Genomic DNA, 16,285 nt, shown 5'->3' with positions numbered 1-16,285 from the left:
CGCCCTTTTGAGCCAATAACCATGTCAAACCAAACTACGCCTGTAGCCACTGCCACGGATATCACCACGGCTGAGGCTGTTGTGTCGGTCGCCGATGAAAGCGCCGTCATTACTTCAATGGATATCAGCAGCGATAGCTTGCGCGCTGTGGGCCTGCGTGCTCTAGCGGGCCAAGCGCGTGAGATTTACGACATCGTGCGCGCCGCGCAACTCAGTGGGCTGCCAGATATGACACGGGCAGAAATTCGTGAATCGTACCGGCGCGTTTATCACAAAGATATGGACTCGGGCACGGTGTCGGCACGGGTATCGGCGCTAAAAGATGCCGGGCGCTTACTCCAGCGCATACAGCCGCGCCAATGCCGCATTACCGGGAAAACCAAGACAGCGGTTTACATCCCCGAGAAACAAGCCAGTCTGTTGGACTGATGGGTGGTTTGGCGTTGCCTGCGGCCAGCAAAAACGGCAGGCACAAAAGGGATGCGCCGGTCAGTGGTCAAGACTGAACCGGCGCGGTAGATGTGGCTAAAAGCCCTAAATGAGCGCAGATTATGAAACAGAAACTCAACACTGGCAAGCACATGGAATTCCAGATATCGCGAGGGTCAAACCGTGCCGTGGCGGCTGCAGGGGAAGCAGTCTTGGGTTTGCCTAGCGGGCAAAGTACCCCAATGGAAGATCATGAGGCTTCATCTTTTTACGACGAAATTCCTCCCCTTTTCTTTGTCTTGGCAGACGCATTCTGCACACACCTGAAAAGCGAAGATGCAGCGGGGATAGATGTCATTCTTGAGCAGTCCCAAATTTTTGGACTGTGTTTTGCGTCCGGAATTAGCCAGCGCAATTGGTTCGCAATGCGAGAGGCATCGAACTACATCCTTGTTTCGCTTGGGCTTGAACCAGACCCGTTGGAAGAGTCGCTCAAGATGCCGCTGCCTCAGAGGAAAAATCAAGAACAAAAACAAGAAAAACCGGGTCATGTTTATATCTTGACCAACCCATCTTTTCCAGAATTGGTGAAGATTGGCTATACATGCATGACGGTAGCCGCACGAGTACGGCAGCTCTCTAGCAGCACATCGACACCGACACCTTTCGTGATAACGGCCTCATTTACAACCGATACACCGGTCACGCATGAGGCACGTATTCATGCCCTTCTTGCCGCCTACAGGATGCCTGGGCGCGAATTCTTTTCTGTTCCAGAGTCCAACGCCATCGCTACCTGTAAGGCGGTGATTGGGGGTGTAGCATGAGCATCAAGGTAATGACCCTCGTGTGGGACAAGTTCCCCGCATCTGGCAGCGAGCTATTAACGATGTTGGCCTTGGCTGACTGGTGTGGCGATGATGGTGGCAGCCTTTACCCTTCTATGGCGGCAGTTGCGGGCAAGATTCGTGCAAGCGAAAAGCAGGCACGGCGCATCATCCAAGGGCTGGTTAAAGACGGCTACTTGACCGTTGTTGGCAATGAGCATGGCGGTGCGCCAGGAACAACAAAGCAGTTCCGCATGAACACGCAAAAGCTGGCAAGCCTGCCAGATTTACCCAAAAAACCAACCAAGACGGCTCCCACCTATGTCACCCCTCCCGTGGGTGTCACCCCTCCCACCGGCGTCCCTGACCCCTCCCACCCATGTCCCTTGACGCCTCCCACCGGTGGGAGCCTAACCGTTATTGATACGTTAATAGATACGTCAAGAGAGAGAGAGCGTGCGCCCGCGCCCGCAACACTTCCCCCAGCGCTGCCTACCCCGATTGCTACGCCCAAGGAACCGAAGCCCAAATCCAAATCAGCCACCACCACCTATCCCACGGACTTTGCCCCGGATACCACTGCACAGGCACTAGCGCAAAACTTGGGGCTGAACTTGGACGAAGAACACCCCCGCTTTGCTGACCACCACGCATCCAAAGGCACACGCATGGCTGATTGGCAAGCAGCGTTCCGCAACTGGCTACGCAATAGCGCTAAGTACGCCCAAAGTGAAAAAGCCCCGTCCAAGACAGCATCGGCGGCATCCAGCCGTCAAAACGGTGCGGGCAATACCTTGGCACAGCATTTGGCCGATTGCCGTTCTAAGAGCGTTAAAGCCATTCCAGAAAATCATCCGGTTCGCACCTACATGAACACAGTGGGGTTGGACGAGGTCATGCAGCAAATGGCCTGGATACGTTTTTCTGATGAACACACCACTGGCCGCAGCAAGGATGTGCTCTGTGCTGATTGGCCTGGTCGATTTGCCGATTCGGTGCGTGGTCGCTGGTACAAGCTGTGGTTCATCAATGACGCTGGCGTGCAACTGACCACTGAGGGACAGCAGACACTGCGTTGGTATGACGCACAGCAGCAAGAGCGAGATGGGGGTGCAGCAGCATGAACGAAGCGCAAACCATCATTCACCAGGCTGAATCTGAGGTCATCGGCTCGGTCATTACCTTTGGTCCTGCTGCCTATGATGCTGCTGCACAGTACATCTCCAGCGATAGCTTTTCTGACCCACTGCACCAACAACTATGGTCGGTTGCTGAGCGTTTGATTCTCAAAGGTGAGGACGTTGGGCTGGTGCCGCTGATGCACATCTTGCAGGGGCAGGACATCGATTGGGGGCATGTCAACGCTATGGCCGATGGCGTATTGAGTGCTCGCAGTGCTGGTAGCCGGGCACAAATTGTGGCTGCTGCAGCCAGTGAGCGCGCTATACGCAAAGCGGCTGCACAGGTCAAAAGCATTGCTGAAGACGAGGATGAGGGCACGGTGTCGCAGCGGGTGGCTCGGTCTGTCGAACTACTGGAAGCGGTGGCCGATGTGCGCCTGCGCCAAGACCCACGGCCTGTGGCGGATTTTGCTGCCGATTTTCTGGATCGCCTGAGTGCTTTGGCTGAAGGCAAAACGGAGTCGGGCCGGGCCACTGGCATTCCAAGACTCGACAAGATGCTCTCTGGTGGCCTGCGTGATGGGCAGCTGGTGATTGTGGCGGCACGGCCATCGGTAGGCAAAAGTTCGTTCGCACAGCAACTGGCTATGACACATGCCAGTAGCGGCTATGGCTCTGGCTTTTTCGGCATGGAAATGACCTCTGCCGAGTTGACAAACCGCACGGTGGCGAACTTGGGGCGTGTGTCACTGAGCAACATCAAAACTGGCAATCTCAGCACTGAGCAATGGCAGCGTGTTGTAGAGGGGGTCGAAAACCTACGCAGCTTGCCTTTGTACCTGTACGACCAACCCGCTATGACACTGGCCGAAGTGGGCGCCAAAGCCCGGCTGCTGGTGCGGCGCTATGGGGTGAAAACGCTGGTTGTCGATTACTTGCAGCTGATGAAAGGCGGCAATGATCGCAACGACCGGCGTGTCCAGCTGGAAGAAATTACGCGGGGACTGAAACAGTTGGCCAAGCAATTGGGCATTACTGTCGTGCTGCTATCACAGCTCAATCGGCAGATAGAGCAGCGCACCAACCCGCGCCCCATTCTTTCCGACTTGAAGGAGTGCGGGGCGATTGAAGAAGATGCCGACATCGTTCTGGCCCTGTGGACACACGTCAAAAGTGACATTGGTTTGGACATCAAGGGCTTGGCTGTACTGAAAAACCGCGATGGCGAAACAGGGGAGGTGGCCTTGCATTTCAATGGCCCACACCAGCACTGGACTGAATCGACGGAATCTCTCCAGGCCCTTGGGAAAACAACTACAGGCAAGCGTTACTCGGAGGATTTTTAATGATCACTGGACTGGGCCTTTCCCTCAACATGCGTAACATGGGTGCGGTGGCAGAGCAGCTGGCGAAACTGTCTAAGGGCCAGATCAATCAAGCTCTGGCTAAGGCTACCAACGACACTGCATTTCAGGCACGACGGGCGATGCAAGCCAAATTTGGCAGTGCCTTTGATCGCGTCACGCCTTTCATTCAGCGTGCGCCCAAAGTATTTCCAGCTGCACCAGACCGGCTTACAGCAAGCATTGCGCCTACCTTGAGCAATGACAACCGGCCTACCAAAGGTGGCAAGGTGGGTGTTGATCCACAGCATGTACTGCAAGCACAGGAGTTTGGTGGTCGCCGGGCTGACAAGCGCAGTGAGGTGTTGCTGCGGCGTGCAGGCATCTTGCCGACAGGTTACCAAACGGCTATTCCTGAGCGTCCCTACCCCGGTAGCGACGATGGCCGTGGCAATCTTCGTGGCCCGTTCCTAACGCAGTTGCTCTCGTACCTTCAAACCTTTGGAGAGCAGGGCTTCAAAGCAAACATGACGGAAAGGCGCAAGAAGAACCTAGAACGTGGCACAGCCAAGCAAGCCGGTCGGCGCTACTTCGTAGCCTATGGCAAGTTGCGTGGTGGTTCGGCATCGCACCTTGCTCCGGGCATCTGGGCCGCATCGGGCACGCATGGCAGCAATGTGCAGCCCGTGCTGCTTTTTGTCAAAACACCGACCTACCAGCCCCGTATCAGCATGGATCAAATCATCCGCGATGCCAATTTGCAGGACTACTACGACAAGCGTGTGCGCTATCGGGTTCGGCAAGCGGTGGAGCGGCTGGGGTTTTGACCGTGATGGTGCTCGGGTCCTTACCAGAGAGGTGCGGTGCGGGTAATTCGAGCCGCAGTGTCGGACTGTTGCAGAAGTTTCCTAAGGGGGTTGTATTGTGATAATTAATCTTCAAGACAAAGCTACACAAGAGGTTGTTGCTACAGTTGTAGGAGTATCCCAGCAGGCTATTAGCGCCATGATGAAAGAAGGCAAGTTGCCATCTTTAGGCTCTACTGGTGAGTTGATATTGGCCTATTGCCAACGTTTGCGTGAACAGGCCGCAGGTCGGGCCGGGGGGGAACTGGGTGGTCTGAATTTAGTGCAAGAGCGGGCCGCATTGGCACGGGAGCAGCGCATTGCACAGGCTCTCAAAAACTCGGTATCCAAGGGAGAGTATGCCCCGGTAGGCCTGTTAGCCGATGTGTTGGGCCGGGCTGCGAGTGCCGTGGTGGATCGCATGGAGCAGGTCGATGGGCAACTGCGAAAAGCTTGTCCAGATTTGTCGGAAGAGGCCCGCACCACTGTGCTGACCGTTTTAGCAGGTGCCCGTAATGAGTGGATCCGCGCCACAGCCAAGCTGGTGAGCGAAGACATCGATGCCATGCTGCAGGAGCAGGACGAAAGCGAAGAGGGGCTGGCGGGATGAATGCCCCACTGGCCAAGGAAGCCTTGCTCGCCATCCAGCAAGCCGTAACTTTGGGCCTAGAGAGCCTGCGGGCAGAAAAGCCGCAAACCTTGAGTGAGTGGGCGGCAGAGCATTTCCTGTTGGCCGGTGAATCCAGCCATCAAAAGGGCGGATGGGTGGCATGGCCGTTTCAGATCGGCATTATGGATTTCATGAGTGACGACCGCATCGAGGAGCTGGCGGTCAAGAAATCCAAGCGGGTAGGGTACACCAAAATGGTCACTGCCTTTGTTTGCTACAACATCGCCCACCGGAGGCGTAAACAGGCCCTCTGGCAGCCGACAGACGATGACCGCGATAGCTATGTCAAAAGCGAGATCGAACCCCTGTTAGATTCAGAAACTGGAGTTCCAGCCGTTCGAAAGGCCCGTAAATTAGGTGGCCGTGTCGAAGAGACCATCAAGTACAAGCCTTTTCGTGACAGCGTTTTGCACTTACTAGGGGGCAAGGCTGCACGCGCTTATCGGCGGATTACCGTAGCAGCAGCGATCTTGGATGAATGGTCTGCATTTGACCAAACCATCGAGAAAAGTGGCGACCCCGGCGGCTTGGCCAAGGGGCGCTTAGAGGGGGCATCCTTTCCTAAATTTGTGGGCGGTAGCACCCCACGCATCAAGGGCTTGTGCCATGTCGAACGTGCCTGCAATGATGCGGATGCCTATCTGGAGTACCACATCGAATGCCCTCGGTGCGGTATAGAGCACCCTCTCAAATGGGGAGGCAAGGAGGTGCTGCATGGTTTCAAATGGGAGCATGGCAAGCCAGAAACGGTGCGCCATGTGTGCCCCCACTGCCACCAGTCCATGACCCAAGCGGACTATCTGCCAGGCGGCGTGCCGCTGACAGGGGTCTGGGTGTGCCGCAAAACAGGGATGCGCTATGGAGCAGATCGCGTTTGGCGTGACGTACATGGTGTTCCGTGTCGCCCACCTCGTACCGTGGGGGTGCATATCTGGACGGCGTACAGCCCACAGCGCACTTGGGAAAACATCGTAGATGAGTTCTTGAAGGCCTATCACACCTTGCAAGCGGGTGATGCGGGGCCGATGACCACTTTCACCAATGAAACGCTGGGAGAAACGTGGGAGCTGGCCGGTGAGCGCAGCGATGAACATGCGTTGCAGGCCCGTGCCGAGCCGTATCCGTTGCGCATCGTGCCCGTAGGGGGCTTGATTTTGACGGCCAGCGTGGACGTGCAGCGTGATCGCTGGGAGATCTCTGTCTGGGCATGGGCGCGTGGGTTGGAGAGCTGGGTAGTCGATCACCACATCATCTATGGCAACCCCGCCAATGAGGCCGATTGGGAGCCGGTGGCTGAATACCTGCAGCGGCGCTATCCCCAAGCTTGGCATGGCGGTAGTCTGGGCTTATCGGCAATCAATATCGACAGTGCTGACCAAACACAGTCGGTGTACCACTGGGTGCGTGAGAACCAGCACCGGATACCCGGCTTGCGTGCTATTCGTGGGGACACCAATGACAACCGGCCTGTAGTTGGCCCAAGCAGTTTGCAGGAACTCAACCATCGGGGGCGCAAGATTGCCCGAGGCATCAAGCTGTGGCTGGTGGGCGTGGATGCAGCCAAAGACTTGTTGCTAGGCCAGCTGGCAATTGAGGCTCCCGGCCCCGGTTACGTACACACCAGTCATGAATTACCGCGTGAGTGGTACGAGCAGCTCACTGCAGAACAGCGCATTCTGACCAAGGCCAATGGCAAAGAAGTTTACAAGTGGGTCAAGCGGCGACCTCGCAATGAGGTACTCGATTGCCGCAACTACGCCCTGCATGCAGCCTTGTTGTTAGGGCTGCATCGCTGGACAGATGACCGCTGGCAGCAACTGGAGCAGGCCGTCCAGCCGCCACAAGACCTTTTCAGCACTCCTGCTGTAGCTGTACCAGCCCCATTGATGGCATTACAGCCCGCTGAGCCCCAGCGTTCAGATGACAGCCACAGCCCAGAGGACATTTTTTCACCTATCAGCCTGTATTGAGTGTGAAGCGATGAAGAAGGAAACCGTAGAACTGATTGATGTGTTGGGTGCAGAACTACGCGCCGCAGGGCTGTGCTTTGGCGTGGATCGGGCCGATGACATGGCGCAGAGTGTGCTGCGCCGGGTGGTGAAGCGGCTTGGAGGACAGCGCGTTTATGTCCGCACTACGGTGCGCAGCCGGGCGGAGATAGAGCGGGCTGTGGTGCGAGACTTTAATGGTGCCAATCTGGCTGAAGTAGCCAGAAAGCATGGTGTATCCGTGAGGACAGCGTACCGAATGTTAGCTGTAGGGCAGCCCGTTCGCGGTGGGCAGTGTTGCCCGACATAGGCCGAAACTCAACCACGATCCCACCCCATGTTGGCAGATGACTTCCAATTACTTTGACTTGACACACAAGTCGTAGATTGCCTGTGGGCTAACTACTGCTCTTGGGTTGTTGTTTAGTTGCGTGAACGCAGCTTGAATGCACTCAACAATAGTGTCTGGATCGGCATCTGGGCAGTCTTGGCGAATGAGGCGAAAACCTTCCTGCCTGGTCTTCATCGCTTCTGACCGCGTATCCGCTGCAAGAAATGTCAGCGGGTCAGGGTCAACCGCCTCCACCCAAAAACCACCGGGTGGTCTCTTGTAAACCGTACGATCGGTGCCATTTCTGATGGGGACACTCAAGAATACAGTGCCATCTGGATCTGGATTACTTATTTCCGAATGAACTACCAAACCGCTTGGGGTCATTCGACGGGCTGCATCAATAGCCTTGTTGAAATCGGCACTTTTGATGTCCTGATAAATTTCGTCAAGTTCTTTTTGACTGTGGAGCATGGTTTTAACCTTTGTAAAGAGTTTGGCACCACCCCGCCAAGACTATGGCGAGACATGGGCCAACCAATAGGTGGGGTCTTTGACGGACTACATCAAGTGGGGAATATCAAATTTTTGCAAATGATGGACTGGTGGCAGAGACTGCCCTAAGTCGATGCCCGCTAGGTTCGGCTACGGCAGACTGACCGGGTCAGGCTAGATGCGACCCCGTTTGTTTGGTGTGATGTGCTAATGGCCTTACAATCATTAAAGATTGCAAGGCCATTATTACTATCAGGCACTGACCTAGTTGCTAGGGAGAAGGGCTTTTATACCATTGGGTATATTTGCACTTGCCCAGATTTGACTAGCACTGTTAAGGATGACAACTGGCTTTGGCCCTAACTCCATAGGGCCAGAGTTGTCAAAAATAATGGCTGTATCGACAAATGTCAACGCGGTTTTGATGTTGTCCATGCAAGCATGGTAACGCCGTAGCAATTTTTCTTCTGGCACAGAATGGCCTCCATTTTTCACGCGCTGACGAACGCGAGCAATAGAAGCTGCAACGCTGGGTATCCATACTGCAAGCAATACGACACGATAACCAGATAGTGCTGCATTCCGAAGAAAATTTATTTTTTCACCAACTTCGTCAGAGAACACTGTCTCGGTTGCAAAAGAGTCGTGTTCCTCGACGTAGTGTTTACGCATCACATCAGCAATTTTTTGCGCCAAAATCGTTGGTTGAGGTGCATTTTCGATTATTTTTTTAATCTCATCTGCATTGATGAATGCTACTGACTGTCCTAGCTCTTTCAGATATTCAAAAAGAGTAGACTTACCAGAGCCATTCGGCCCTACTAAAAAGTAGAGTACAGGGCGTTGGTCAAGCGGGTTCTGGCACTTTTTGAGTGCTTCCAACACGTTTAACGATTTCGATTGATTTTTTTTCTGGCTTTTTGCCATGTTTAGGTTCCTTATCGGATTGAGGTTGAAAAGGATCAGGAACAAAATCACCGTTATCTAACAACCGACCCTCAACTACAGAGCCATCTGGTTGTGTACAGAATGCCTTTGTAGGGTCATTGGGGTCGAAGTGGATACGCGATGGATTTTGCTCTTTGATCCGGGCTAACGCTGTGCTTTTTGATAAATCGCTGAGCACAGCAGCGAGTCCTACCAGCAATTGGTTTGCAGGATACAAGCCTTTTTTCAGTTCATTGACCGAGCTTGCTGGTAAGAATGCTTCGACGGCTTGAGCAATGCGAAGGGCGTGCTCAATCTGCTTTGCAGCAGACCTGCCAGATAATTCGGATGCTGCACTCAATTGGGCAGCTAATGTGCGAGGCAAAGAAACTGCGGTATGACCTTTTTCTTTGCTTTCGACTTTTATATTGACGTTAGACATAAGTAACATCCTCTAATTGTTAGAGATTAAACAGGCGGGTCTGTAAGACTCTATAAATTAGTAAGAGACTTTGGGCTAACGAATTTTTGTGTCTTGGTGTTGATATTGATGTTACTCATTTTGGTTCCGATTGATGTTGATAATGATATTTGCTTGATTTTTGACACTTTTAGTGTGATTGGTGTCCAACCACTGCGCCTTGACGAGTCAAAGCGCAGGTGCAGTATAGCACCCAGCACTGTGTTTTGCTGTGTTTTGCTGTGTTTTGTGATGAAAGCCACAGGGATCGAGGCACGCTAGGTTCGGCTACGCTGGTAGCAAAACTGTGCTAAATTCTATGAGTCAGCCAACGCAATAGGCTGATCGGGTGTGGTAGCCCGAATGGAGCGGTGGTGAGCCGCGACACTTGCGACAGTGAGCGCGGCTTTTTTACGCCCGAGCCCTACACATCCGCACGCCCATACTTGAAGGCGTGCCGACAGTTTGGTGGCCCGGACGAGGGAGCCGCAAGGCTCGCCGGTGCTCCATCGGTCTACCAAACTCGTTCGGGCTGTCTCCCATTTGGTAGTGGGAAAGCAGCGATGCAAACCGTAACTGGAGCACGCGCCAAGGCCATCGCCATTGTGGAAGTCTGCGTGCCAACAAGCCAGCTATCGGCATCGTGCAAAGCTACATGCGCGGCGAGCATGTCAATTTGCGCCCGCTGGAGCTGGCTTGCGAAGCCTTGCGTATCAACATCAAAGCCCTGCGCGCCCAACGCCGTCCAGTTGCCACTGCCGCCACTTAACATCCCAAGGGGTCGCTGTAGAAAACGGAATTTAAAGCACGCTAAGGTGCTGGCTGGCTTCTCGCAAATCCTCGTTTTCGAGAGGAGAACCAGCCCTCGGGCACGGTACGCAAAAACAATGCCCTACCCTTCTCGAAACTCGTTCTTGAAATCTGTTCTTGATTGGGTACGATGCCCACCAGTTTCGAGAAAAAGGGTTGCTCTATGCTGATTGGTTATGCGCGTGTCTCAACGCAAGACCAGAGCCTTGAACTACAGCGTCAAGCGCTGAGTCAAGCGGGTTGCCAGAAGGTCTTGGAAGACCACGTCAGTGGGGCGCAGACTGAGCGGCCAGGCTTAGCAAAGGCACGAGAAATGCTGCGCGAGGGCGACACACTGGTGGTTTGGAAGTTAGACCGACTGTGTCGCAAAGGGGGGGCGAAAACCGAAGATGACAGAGAGCAAAATCAAGTCGGCAAGAAAGCTACTGGCCAGCGGCATCGCAGCCAAGGAGGTGGCTCACAACCTCGGTGTCTCGGTTCCGACACTGTACCGCTGGCTGCCCGCCTCTAGCTTGGCACAGGCTTAGCGTGCTTTAAATTCCGTTTTCTACAGCGCCCCCCCCAAGCGCAACACCAGAAACACAGCGAAAAAGTTTTGACAATCTCTCCCCAATTTGTCACAAAAACGCACCGACCATCGGTGCATGGGAACGTACAGCCACTACAGCACTGACCAACTCACCAGCCTGCGCAGCCGCCTCTCTGCTACGCTGGAATCGCGCCTAACCGGCCCCGCATCGGCGGCCAGCAATGGCCGCTCAGTGCAGTTCCACCAGAACAGCACCACCGATCTGGAGCGCCAGATCGCCGCCGTCAATGCGGAGCTGGATCGCCGCAATGGCCGGTTCACCCATCGCCCCATCTACTTGGTGTAAGCATGGGGCACAAGAACCACCTCACCCGCCGTCAACGTGCTGCCGCTTCGCTGCACTCTGGCCCAGCCATGACAGCGCACCAAGCAGCCTCGCACACCGACTTGGCGCTGGCCGATTGGAACCCGTTTGCTGGTAGTGCCGATGCTGATTTGCTGCCCGAACTAGGCACTCTAGCCAGCCGCTCCCGTGATCTGGCCCGCAACAACGGACTGATGGCTGGTGGCATCCAGACCCTGCGTGACAACATCATTGGCGCTGTGCTGCGTCTATCGGCCAAGCCTGATTACCGGCTGCTGGGTTGGAGCCTAGAGCAAGCCCGTGAGTGGAGTAACAACACCGAGGCCCACTTTCGCAGTTGGGCCGAAACCACTGAATGTGATGCCGCCAGTAGCCTGAATCTGCTGGGCCTGACCTCACTGAGCCTGAGTAGCTCTTTGGTCAACGGCGAAGCTTTGGCATTGCCACTGTGGTTGCCAAAGCCCGGTCGGCGGTGGAATACCCGTCTGAGCCTGATTGAATCCGACCGGCTCAGCACCCCGCCCCACCTGACAGGCATGGCCGGGATGCGCGATGGCATTGAGCAAGAACAGTATGGCGAGCCACTGGCCTACCACATCCAAGCGGCCCACCCCGGTGAGGCTATCTACCTGAATGGTAGTGAGGCCATGAACCTGATGCGCTGGGAGCGTGTGCCAGCGTTTACTCCGTGGGGCGGCCGCCGGGTACTGCACCTGCACGACAAAGAGCGCACCGGCCAAAGCCGTGGCAAGCCTGTCGTTACAGCGGTGATGCGTGAGTTCCACATGGCGGGCAAATACGCGCAAAACGAGCTGGAAGCGAGCTTGGCCAACTCCTTGGTAGCGGCCTTTTTGGAATCCAGCCTCGATCAGGAATCGGCGGGAGCCTTGTTTGGCGACGACCCACGCGCTGCATGGAACAAGTCAGTCAAGGAAATGCAGCACATCCGCAAACTTAAAGGTGCGGCGGTGATTCCTTTGCCAGCAGGCGCACGCCTGAACAGCTTCACACCAGGTCGGCCCAATGCAGCCTTTGAAGCCTTCATGATGGCCACGCTGCGCCACATTGCCGCAGGCATGAACTTGCCCTATGAGCTGCTGCTCAAGGACTTCAGCCAAAGCAATTACTCCAGCGCCCGTGCCGCCTTGCTCGAAGCATGGCGCTACTTTCATGGCCGTCGTCGCTGGCTGATGGATTACTGGCTGCGCCCTATCTATGAGCTGTGGTTGGAAGAGGCCGTCAATGCAGGGGTGGTTGATGCCCCCGGCTTCTATGAAAACCGCTACGCCTACACGCGCTGCCGCTTCATCTTTGGTGGCCGGGGCTGGGTCGATCCAGTCAAGGAAGCCACAGCCTCCAAGATTCGCCGTGAGTCGATGGTCAGCACGCTGGAACAGGAATGCGCCGAGCAGGGCTTGGACGTTGAAGAGGTGCTCGACCAACAAGCTATCGAGAAGCAAATGATGCTCGACCGGGGCTTAGACCCGAACGCAGATACCCCAGTGACACGGGCAGCAGCCTCTGCACCACCAGAGAGCGACAACAAAAACGACAAGAAAAACGATCCGCCAGAGCAAGAGGAGGCCGTGCCATGAGCCACCTGTCTTACCCCCATGTGGCAGCGCGGTTGTTCAACACACCGCTGCTGCTGCATCCGCAAAAGCTCGATGCCATCATCGCTGGCATTGGCCCCCGGCTACTGGGCGGCAACCAGCAAATTGTGCTACCCGAAGCTGTGGTGCAAGAGGGCATACAAGCCCTAGCGCCCGAACTGTTTAGCACCCAACGCGGCGTGCGCAGCGACCGTGGCTATCGTGTGGTTGACGGCGTGGCCGTGGTCTCTGCGATGGGTGCATTGGTACATCGCACCCGCATGGAAGCCGACAGCACCATGCTGATTGGCTACAACGACTTGGCTGCAGACGTTGAGCATGCAATGGACAGCAGCGATGTCCATGCGGTGCTTCAGGTGTACGACTCTCCGGGTGGTGAGGTGGCCGGTGCCTTTGAGCACGCCCAGCGCGTGTTCGATATGCGGGGGCGTAAACCCATGATCGCCATTGCCGATGGCATGGCTGCCAGCGCAGCCTATCTCGCAGCCAGTGCTGCCGACGAGGTAGTGCTGACCAACACCAGCTATGTCGGATCGATTGGTGTGGTCATGCGCCATGTGGATTTTTCCCGCGCTCTGGCCAACGACGGTATCCATGTCACCAGCATCTTTGCCGGTGCCCACAAGGTCGATGGCAACCCCTATGAGCCCCTGCCCGCCTCGGTACGTGCAGCGCTCCAGGCTGACATCAATGGCCTGTACACGATGTTTGTGCAGGCCGTCTCCCGTCATCTCGGTATGGCCGAAGCCGCTGTGCGCGCCACACAAGCGCAGACCTACATGGGCGAAGCCGCTATTACCGCCGGGCTGGCCCGGCGCATCAGCACCACCGATGCACTGATTGCCGAACTGGCGGCGCAGCGCACCCGTATCCACCCCAGTACCCACCACCCTTCTTCCTCCAAGGCCAACGCCATGCAAACTCCTGGTACCACACCGGCAGGGCAGCCCACCGCCCCTGTCGCCTCCACTACACCCACAGCACCGGCTGCTGTCAGCTTTAGCCAGACTGACTTGGACAAGGCCCGCGCCGAAGCCGCCACGGCAGAACGCACCCGCGTCAGTGCCATTCTGGCCCACCCGGCTGCTGCTACGCATCCCGCTCTGGCACAGCAGTGCATTGCTACCGGCCTGAGTGCTGAGCAAGCAGCAGGCATCTTGGGGGCTGTGCCCCAAGCAGCCGCTCCTGCTGCGTCCAAAGCCGACAGCCAATTTGCACAACACATGCAGGCGCTGGGCAATCCGCAGGTGTCGGGTGTAGAGCCACCGGCCCACTCCGCTGAAAACAATCCCGGCCTGATCCAGAACTCTTGGGCCAGCGCTTTCGGTACTTCCCAGAAAAAGCATTGATCCAAGGCCAGCCCCATGACGACCTACCTCCAACCGCCGAGCAATGGCCGCTATATCAGCAGTGAAGCCAATGGCACCCGCTCACGCGAAGTTATCACCCTCAAAACCGGCCACCACTGGTCTGGCACCGTGCTGGGCCAACTCACCGGAACGGACGAATACGTGCAGCTCAACCCAGCAGCCAACCCTGCCGACGGTAGTGAAAAAGCAGCCGCAGTGCTGTATGCCGAAGTCGATGCCAGCACCGCCCCCCAGCCTGCAGTGATTACCGCCCGCGATACCGAAGTGGTCACCCACGCCTTGTTCTGGCCCGACGGCATCACCCCTGAACAGAAAACCACCGCCCTGATCCAACTGTCCACCTTGGGCATTGTTGGCCGCTGAGAACGCCCAAGGAGTACTACATGGCAGACATTTCGATTTTTAACCACGCGGCGTTTGGGATGCGTGAAATCTCGACCGCAATTCAAAACGCCCCCTATGTGCCTCGCACGTTGGGAGCACTCAACATTTTTACCCCGAAGCGGGTGCGGACACCAACCGTTTCTGTGGAAGGCAAAGGCGGGGTGCTGTCGCTTATCCCCACCAGCGAACGCGGGGCCCCCATCGACGAGGCCAAAGGGGAATCGCGTGACTTGCGCGATTTCCGCACCTTGCGTATTGCCCGTGGCCGCACCTTGTTGGCCACTGAGATTGAAGGTATTCGTGCCTTTGGTCAAGTCAGTGAACTGATGGCAGTGCAGCAGGAAGTGGCCGAAATCATGGATGGCAAAACTGGGTTGCGCTCTGCGGTAGAGCTGACGCACGAGAACATGCGTCTGGGGGCTGTGCAGGGCATCGTGACGGATGCGGATGGGAAAGTGCTGTTCAACTGGTTTGACAAATTTGGCATCAACCAGCCCGACGAAATCGATTTCGATCTGGCCAGTGCGACTGCTGAAGAAGGTGCCATCCGCAAAAAGTGCAATCAAGTCATCCGCACTATGGTCAAGGCCAGCGCTGGGGCATGGATCAATGGCCAAACCTATGCCATGGGACTGTGCGGTGACAACTTCTTCGATGATCTGACCCAGAACAAAGAAACCCGCGCCACCTACCTTAACCAACAAGCAGCGAGCGATTTGCGCAATGACGTTGGCCAAGCCTTCGGCACTTTTACCTACGGCAACATCGTCTTTATGAACTATCGGGGCACTGACGATGGCAGCACAGTGGCTGTGCCCTCCGACAAATGTAAGTTCTTCCCCGTGGGTGCGCCCGATGCGTTTGTGGCGGGTTTTTCGCCCGCTGAGTTTTTGCCCTTCGTGAATACCCCCGGCCAAGATGTCTACGCGATGGTCATTCCGGACAAGGCCCGCCAAGCTTGGGTGCGGCCCGAGGTGTACAGCTACCCACTGTTCATGTGTACCCGTCCTGGCATGTTGCTGCGGGCTAAACGGGCTTGATGCCATGAACACACTCAATCCCTTTGCTGGCGTGGAGGCCCTCATCAACCAATCGGTGGGTGCATGTCTGGCCAACGCGGTCGCCATCTACAACGGTGGGCCAGCTTTTGGTGTGCTGCTAGACCGGGGATATACCGACCAGTTTAGCGGCGTGGTCGATAGCACGCGCTACACCGTATCTCTCGATTTAGCTTATGCGCCAGACTTGGCCGAGGGTGCTGTGTTGGTGATTTCGGGCATCGACTACTGTGTCGGTGGTGCCGTGGCTCCAGATACCAGCGGCTGGGCCACTGTGCCCGTCTATCCGGTGGTGTGACTATGTTGGCTCTCTCTGCCCCCCTGTGCGCCCGCCTTGCAGCCCTGCCAGTGCTGTCAGGCTGGGATGTACGCACCGACATCGACCACAGCAACCGCCAGCCCGTGCCAGCAGTGGATGTGCGCTGCGAGGAGGCCCGCGTGACCAGCGCCCGCCAGTCGGGCTTGCTGCTCTCGCCTATGTGGCGCATCACGCTGGCTGTCAAGCGTTCCGATGCTGCCGTGACCACGCTCGATGCCGCGCTGTCTAGCGTGATTGAGAGCCTGCACAACTGGATGCCCGGCACACACGGTGGCCGTAGCTGGGAGCCGCTGCAACTGGTGCAGGTGGTGCATCAGCCATTTCAAGATGTCGCTGTAGTTGGCTACGAGCTGATGTTTAGCACCGGCGCGAAGTACGTCGGACAACCCTGACCCCTATTTT

At 56.2% G+C, this 16,285-nt stretch carries 19 protein-coding genes and 1 pseudogene; 17 read left to right on the top strand and 3 right to left on the bottom strand.

What is annotated here, in order from left to right; all coding sequences use genetic code 11:
* The first annotated feature begins 21 nt into the window (after window positions 1-21).
* The 8 genes from PHX60_RS13490 to PHX60_RS16040 all read left to right on the top strand — a co-directional run bounded on the left by PHX60_RS13490 (window position 22) and on the right by PHX60_RS16040 (window position 7,533).
* Window positions 22-429, top strand: coding sequence for a hypothetical protein (locus PHX60_RS13490; RefSeq protein ID WP_300078671.1), 408 nt, complete (start codon window positions 22-24; stop codon window positions 427-429).
* A gap of 122 nt (window positions 430-551) precedes the next feature.
* Window positions 552-1,256, top strand: a complete 705-nt coding sequence (locus PHX60_RS13485; RefSeq protein ID WP_300078669.1) for a GIY-YIG nuclease family protein — start codon at window positions 552-554, stop codon at window positions 1,254-1,256.
* 11 nt (window positions 1,257-1,267) lie between these two features.
* On the top strand, window positions 1,268-2,380 hold the full coding sequence (locus PHX60_RS13480) for a helix-turn-helix domain-containing protein (RefSeq protein ID WP_300078666.1): 1,113 nt from the start codon (window positions 1,268-1,270) through the stop codon (window positions 2,378-2,380).
* Window positions 2,377-3,723, top strand: coding sequence for a DnaB-like helicase C-terminal domain-containing protein (locus PHX60_RS13475; protein WP_300078664.1), 1,347 nt, complete (start codon window positions 2,377-2,379; stop codon window positions 3,721-3,723). Before PHX60_RS13480 ends, PHX60_RS13475 begins: the two co-directional genes overlap by 4 nt.
* On the top strand, window positions 3,723-4,547 hold the full coding sequence (locus PHX60_RS13470; RefSeq protein ID WP_300078662.1) for a hypothetical protein: 825 nt from the start codon (window positions 3,723-3,725) through the stop codon (window positions 4,545-4,547). The genes PHX60_RS13475 and PHX60_RS13470 overlap by 1 nt, the downstream gene beginning before the upstream one ends.
* Window positions 4,548-4,725: 178 nt before the next feature.
* Window positions 4,726-5,175, top strand: a complete 450-nt coding sequence (locus tag PHX60_RS13465; RefSeq protein ID WP_300078660.1) for a hypothetical protein — start codon at window positions 4,726-4,728, stop codon at window positions 5,173-5,175.
* Entirely contained in the window at window positions 5,172-7,205 is a 2,034-nt protein-coding gene (locus PHX60_RS13460; protein WP_300078658.1) for a phage terminase large subunit family protein, read from the top strand. The genes PHX60_RS13465 and PHX60_RS13460 overlap by 4 nt, the downstream gene beginning before the upstream one ends.
* A complete protein-coding gene (locus tag PHX60_RS16040) occupies window positions 7,156-7,533 on the top strand; it encodes a Mor transcription activator family protein (RefSeq protein ID WP_366144391.1) in 378 nt (125 codons plus the stop codon). The genes PHX60_RS13460 and PHX60_RS16040 overlap by 50 nt, the downstream gene beginning before the upstream one ends.
* 48 nt (window positions 7,534-7,581) lie before the next feature.
* Here the strand turns inward: PHX60_RS16040 and PHX60_RS13455 are convergent, their stop codons facing one another.
* From PHX60_RS13455 to PHX60_RS13445, 3 genes are all read right to left on the bottom strand, one after another.
* The gene (locus PHX60_RS13455; RefSeq protein ID WP_300078656.1) at window positions 7,582-8,028 is read right to left on the bottom strand and encodes a hypothetical protein; all 447 of its coding nucleotides are present in this window, start codon (window positions 8,026-8,028) and stop codon (window positions 7,582-7,584) included.
* 285 nt (window positions 8,029-8,313) lie between these two features.
* Window positions 8,314-8,976 carry a zeta toxin family protein gene (locus PHX60_RS13450; protein WP_300078653.1) on the bottom strand — a complete coding sequence of 221 codons (663 nt, stop codon included), beginning with the start codon at window positions 8,974-8,976 and terminating at the stop codon, window positions 8,314-8,316.
* Window positions 8,897-9,418 (bottom strand): hypothetical protein, encoded by a 522-nt coding sequence (locus tag PHX60_RS13445; RefSeq protein WP_300078651.1) that lies wholly within the window; start codon window positions 9,416-9,418, stop codon window positions 8,897-8,899. The genes PHX60_RS13450 and PHX60_RS13445 overlap by 80 nt, the downstream gene beginning before the upstream one ends.
* Before the next feature lie 661 nt (window positions 9,419-10,079).
* Here PHX60_RS13445 and PHX60_RS13440 point away from each other — a divergent pair.
* From PHX60_RS13440 to PHX60_RS13400, 9 genes and pseudogenes are all read left to right on the top strand, one after another.
* Window positions 10,080-10,205: a hypothetical protein gene (locus PHX60_RS13440; RefSeq protein ID WP_300078649.1), complete on the top strand. Its 126-nt coding sequence runs from the start codon at window positions 10,080-10,082 to the stop codon at window positions 10,203-10,205.
* A gap of 204 nt (window positions 10,206-10,409) precedes the next feature.
* Window positions 10,410-10,773: pseudogene (locus PHX60_RS13435) on the top strand (recombinase family protein).
* 87 nt (window positions 10,774-10,860) lie between these two features.
* Window positions 10,861-11,121, top strand: coding sequence for a hypothetical protein (locus PHX60_RS13430; protein ID WP_300078647.1), 261 nt, complete (start codon window positions 10,861-10,863; stop codon window positions 11,119-11,121).
* Window positions 11,122-11,123: 2 nt separating this feature from the next.
* A complete protein-coding gene (locus PHX60_RS13425) occupies window positions 11,124-12,734 on the top strand; it encodes a phage portal protein (protein ID WP_300078645.1) in 1,611 nt (536 codons plus the stop codon).
* Complete coding sequence (locus PHX60_RS13420) at window positions 12,731-14,101, top strand: S49 family peptidase (RefSeq protein WP_300078643.1); 1,371 nt, start codon at window positions 12,731-12,733, stop codon at window positions 14,099-14,101. The genes PHX60_RS13425 and PHX60_RS13420 overlap by 4 nt, the downstream gene beginning before the upstream one ends.
* Before the next feature lie 15 nt (window positions 14,102-14,116).
* Window positions 14,117-14,485, top strand: a complete 369-nt coding sequence (locus PHX60_RS13415; RefSeq protein ID WP_300078640.1) for a head decoration protein — start codon at window positions 14,117-14,119, stop codon at window positions 14,483-14,485.
* A gap of 20 nt (window positions 14,486-14,505) precedes the next feature.
* Window positions 14,506-15,546: a major capsid protein gene (locus PHX60_RS13410; RefSeq protein ID WP_300078638.1), complete on the top strand. Its 1,041-nt coding sequence runs from the start codon at window positions 14,506-14,508 to the stop codon at window positions 15,544-15,546.
* 4 nt (window positions 15,547-15,550) lie between these two features.
* Entirely contained in the window at window positions 15,551-15,862 is a 312-nt protein-coding gene (locus PHX60_RS13405) for a hypothetical protein (protein ID WP_300078636.1), read from the top strand.
* A 2-nt stretch (window positions 15,863-15,864) separates the two neighbouring features.
* Complete coding sequence (locus tag PHX60_RS13400) at window positions 15,865-16,275, top strand: hypothetical protein (protein WP_300078635.1); 411 nt, start codon at window positions 15,865-15,867, stop codon at window positions 16,273-16,275.
* Window positions 16,276-16,285 lie beyond the last annotated feature (10 nt).

This window comes from Giesbergeria sp. (assembly GCF_028686475.1).
Classification (GTDB): Bacteria; Pseudomonadota; Gammaproteobacteria; order Burkholderiales; family Burkholderiaceae_C; genus Simplicispira.
This window is presented reverse-complemented; position numbering and strand designations above follow the sequence as displayed.

Coding starts and splice junctions, on each gene's coding strand:
- PHX60_RS13485 (WP_300078669.1), top strand. CDS start 552: ATGAAACAGAAACTCAACACTGGCAAGCACATGGAATTCCAGATATCG.
- PHX60_RS13450 (WP_300078653.1), bottom strand. CDS start 8,976: ATGGCAAAAAGCCAGAAAAAAAATCAATCGAAATCGTTAAACGTGTTG.
- PHX60_RS13480 (WP_300078666.1), top strand. CDS start 1,268: ATGACCCTCGTGTGGGACAAGTTCCCCGCATCTGGCAGCGAGCTATTA.
- PHX60_RS13410 (WP_300078638.1), top strand. CDS start 14,506: ATGGCAGACATTTCGATTTTTAACCACGCGGCGTTTGGGATGCGTGAA.
- PHX60_RS13455 (WP_300078656.1), bottom strand. CDS start 8,028: ATGCTCCACAGTCAAAAAGAACTTGACGAAATTTATCAGGACATCAAA.
- PHX60_RS13470 (WP_300078662.1), top strand. CDS start 3,723: ATGATCACTGGACTGGGCCTTTCCCTCAACATGCGTAACATGGGTGCG.
- PHX60_RS16040 (WP_366144391.1), top strand. CDS start 7,156: ATGACAGCCACAGCCCAGAGGACATTTTTTCACCTATCAGCCTGTATT.
- PHX60_RS13415 (WP_300078640.1), top strand. CDS start 14,117: ATGACGACCTACCTCCAACCGCCGAGCAATGGCCGCTATATCAGCAGT.
- PHX60_RS13425 (WP_300078645.1), top strand. CDS start 11,124: ATGGGGCACAAGAACCACCTCACCCGCCGTCAACGTGCTGCCGCTTCG.
- PHX60_RS13475 (WP_300078664.1), top strand. CDS start 2,377: ATGAACGAAGCGCAAACCATCATTCACCAGGCTGAATCTGAGGTCATC.
- PHX60_RS13420 (WP_300078643.1), top strand. CDS start 12,731: ATGAGCCACCTGTCTTACCCCCATGTGGCAGCGCGGTTGTTCAACACA.
- PHX60_RS13400 (WP_300078635.1), top strand. CDS start 15,865: ATGTTGGCTCTCTCTGCCCCCCTGTGCGCCCGCCTTGCAGCCCTGCCA.
- PHX60_RS13405 (WP_300078636.1), top strand. CDS start 15,551: ATGAACACACTCAATCCCTTTGCTGGCGTGGAGGCCCTCATCAACCAA.
- PHX60_RS13465 (WP_300078660.1), top strand. CDS start 4,726: ATGATGAAAGAAGGCAAGTTGCCATCTTTAGGCTCTACTGGTGAGTTG.
- PHX60_RS13460 (WP_300078658.1), top strand. CDS start 5,172: ATGAATGCCCCACTGGCCAAGGAAGCCTTGCTCGCCATCCAGCAAGCC.
- PHX60_RS13445 (WP_300078651.1), bottom strand. CDS start 9,418: ATGTCTAACGTCAATATAAAAGTCGAAAGCAAAGAAAAAGGTCATACC.
- PHX60_RS13490 (WP_300078671.1), top strand. CDS start 22: ATGTCAAACCAAACTACGCCTGTAGCCACTGCCACGGATATCACCACG.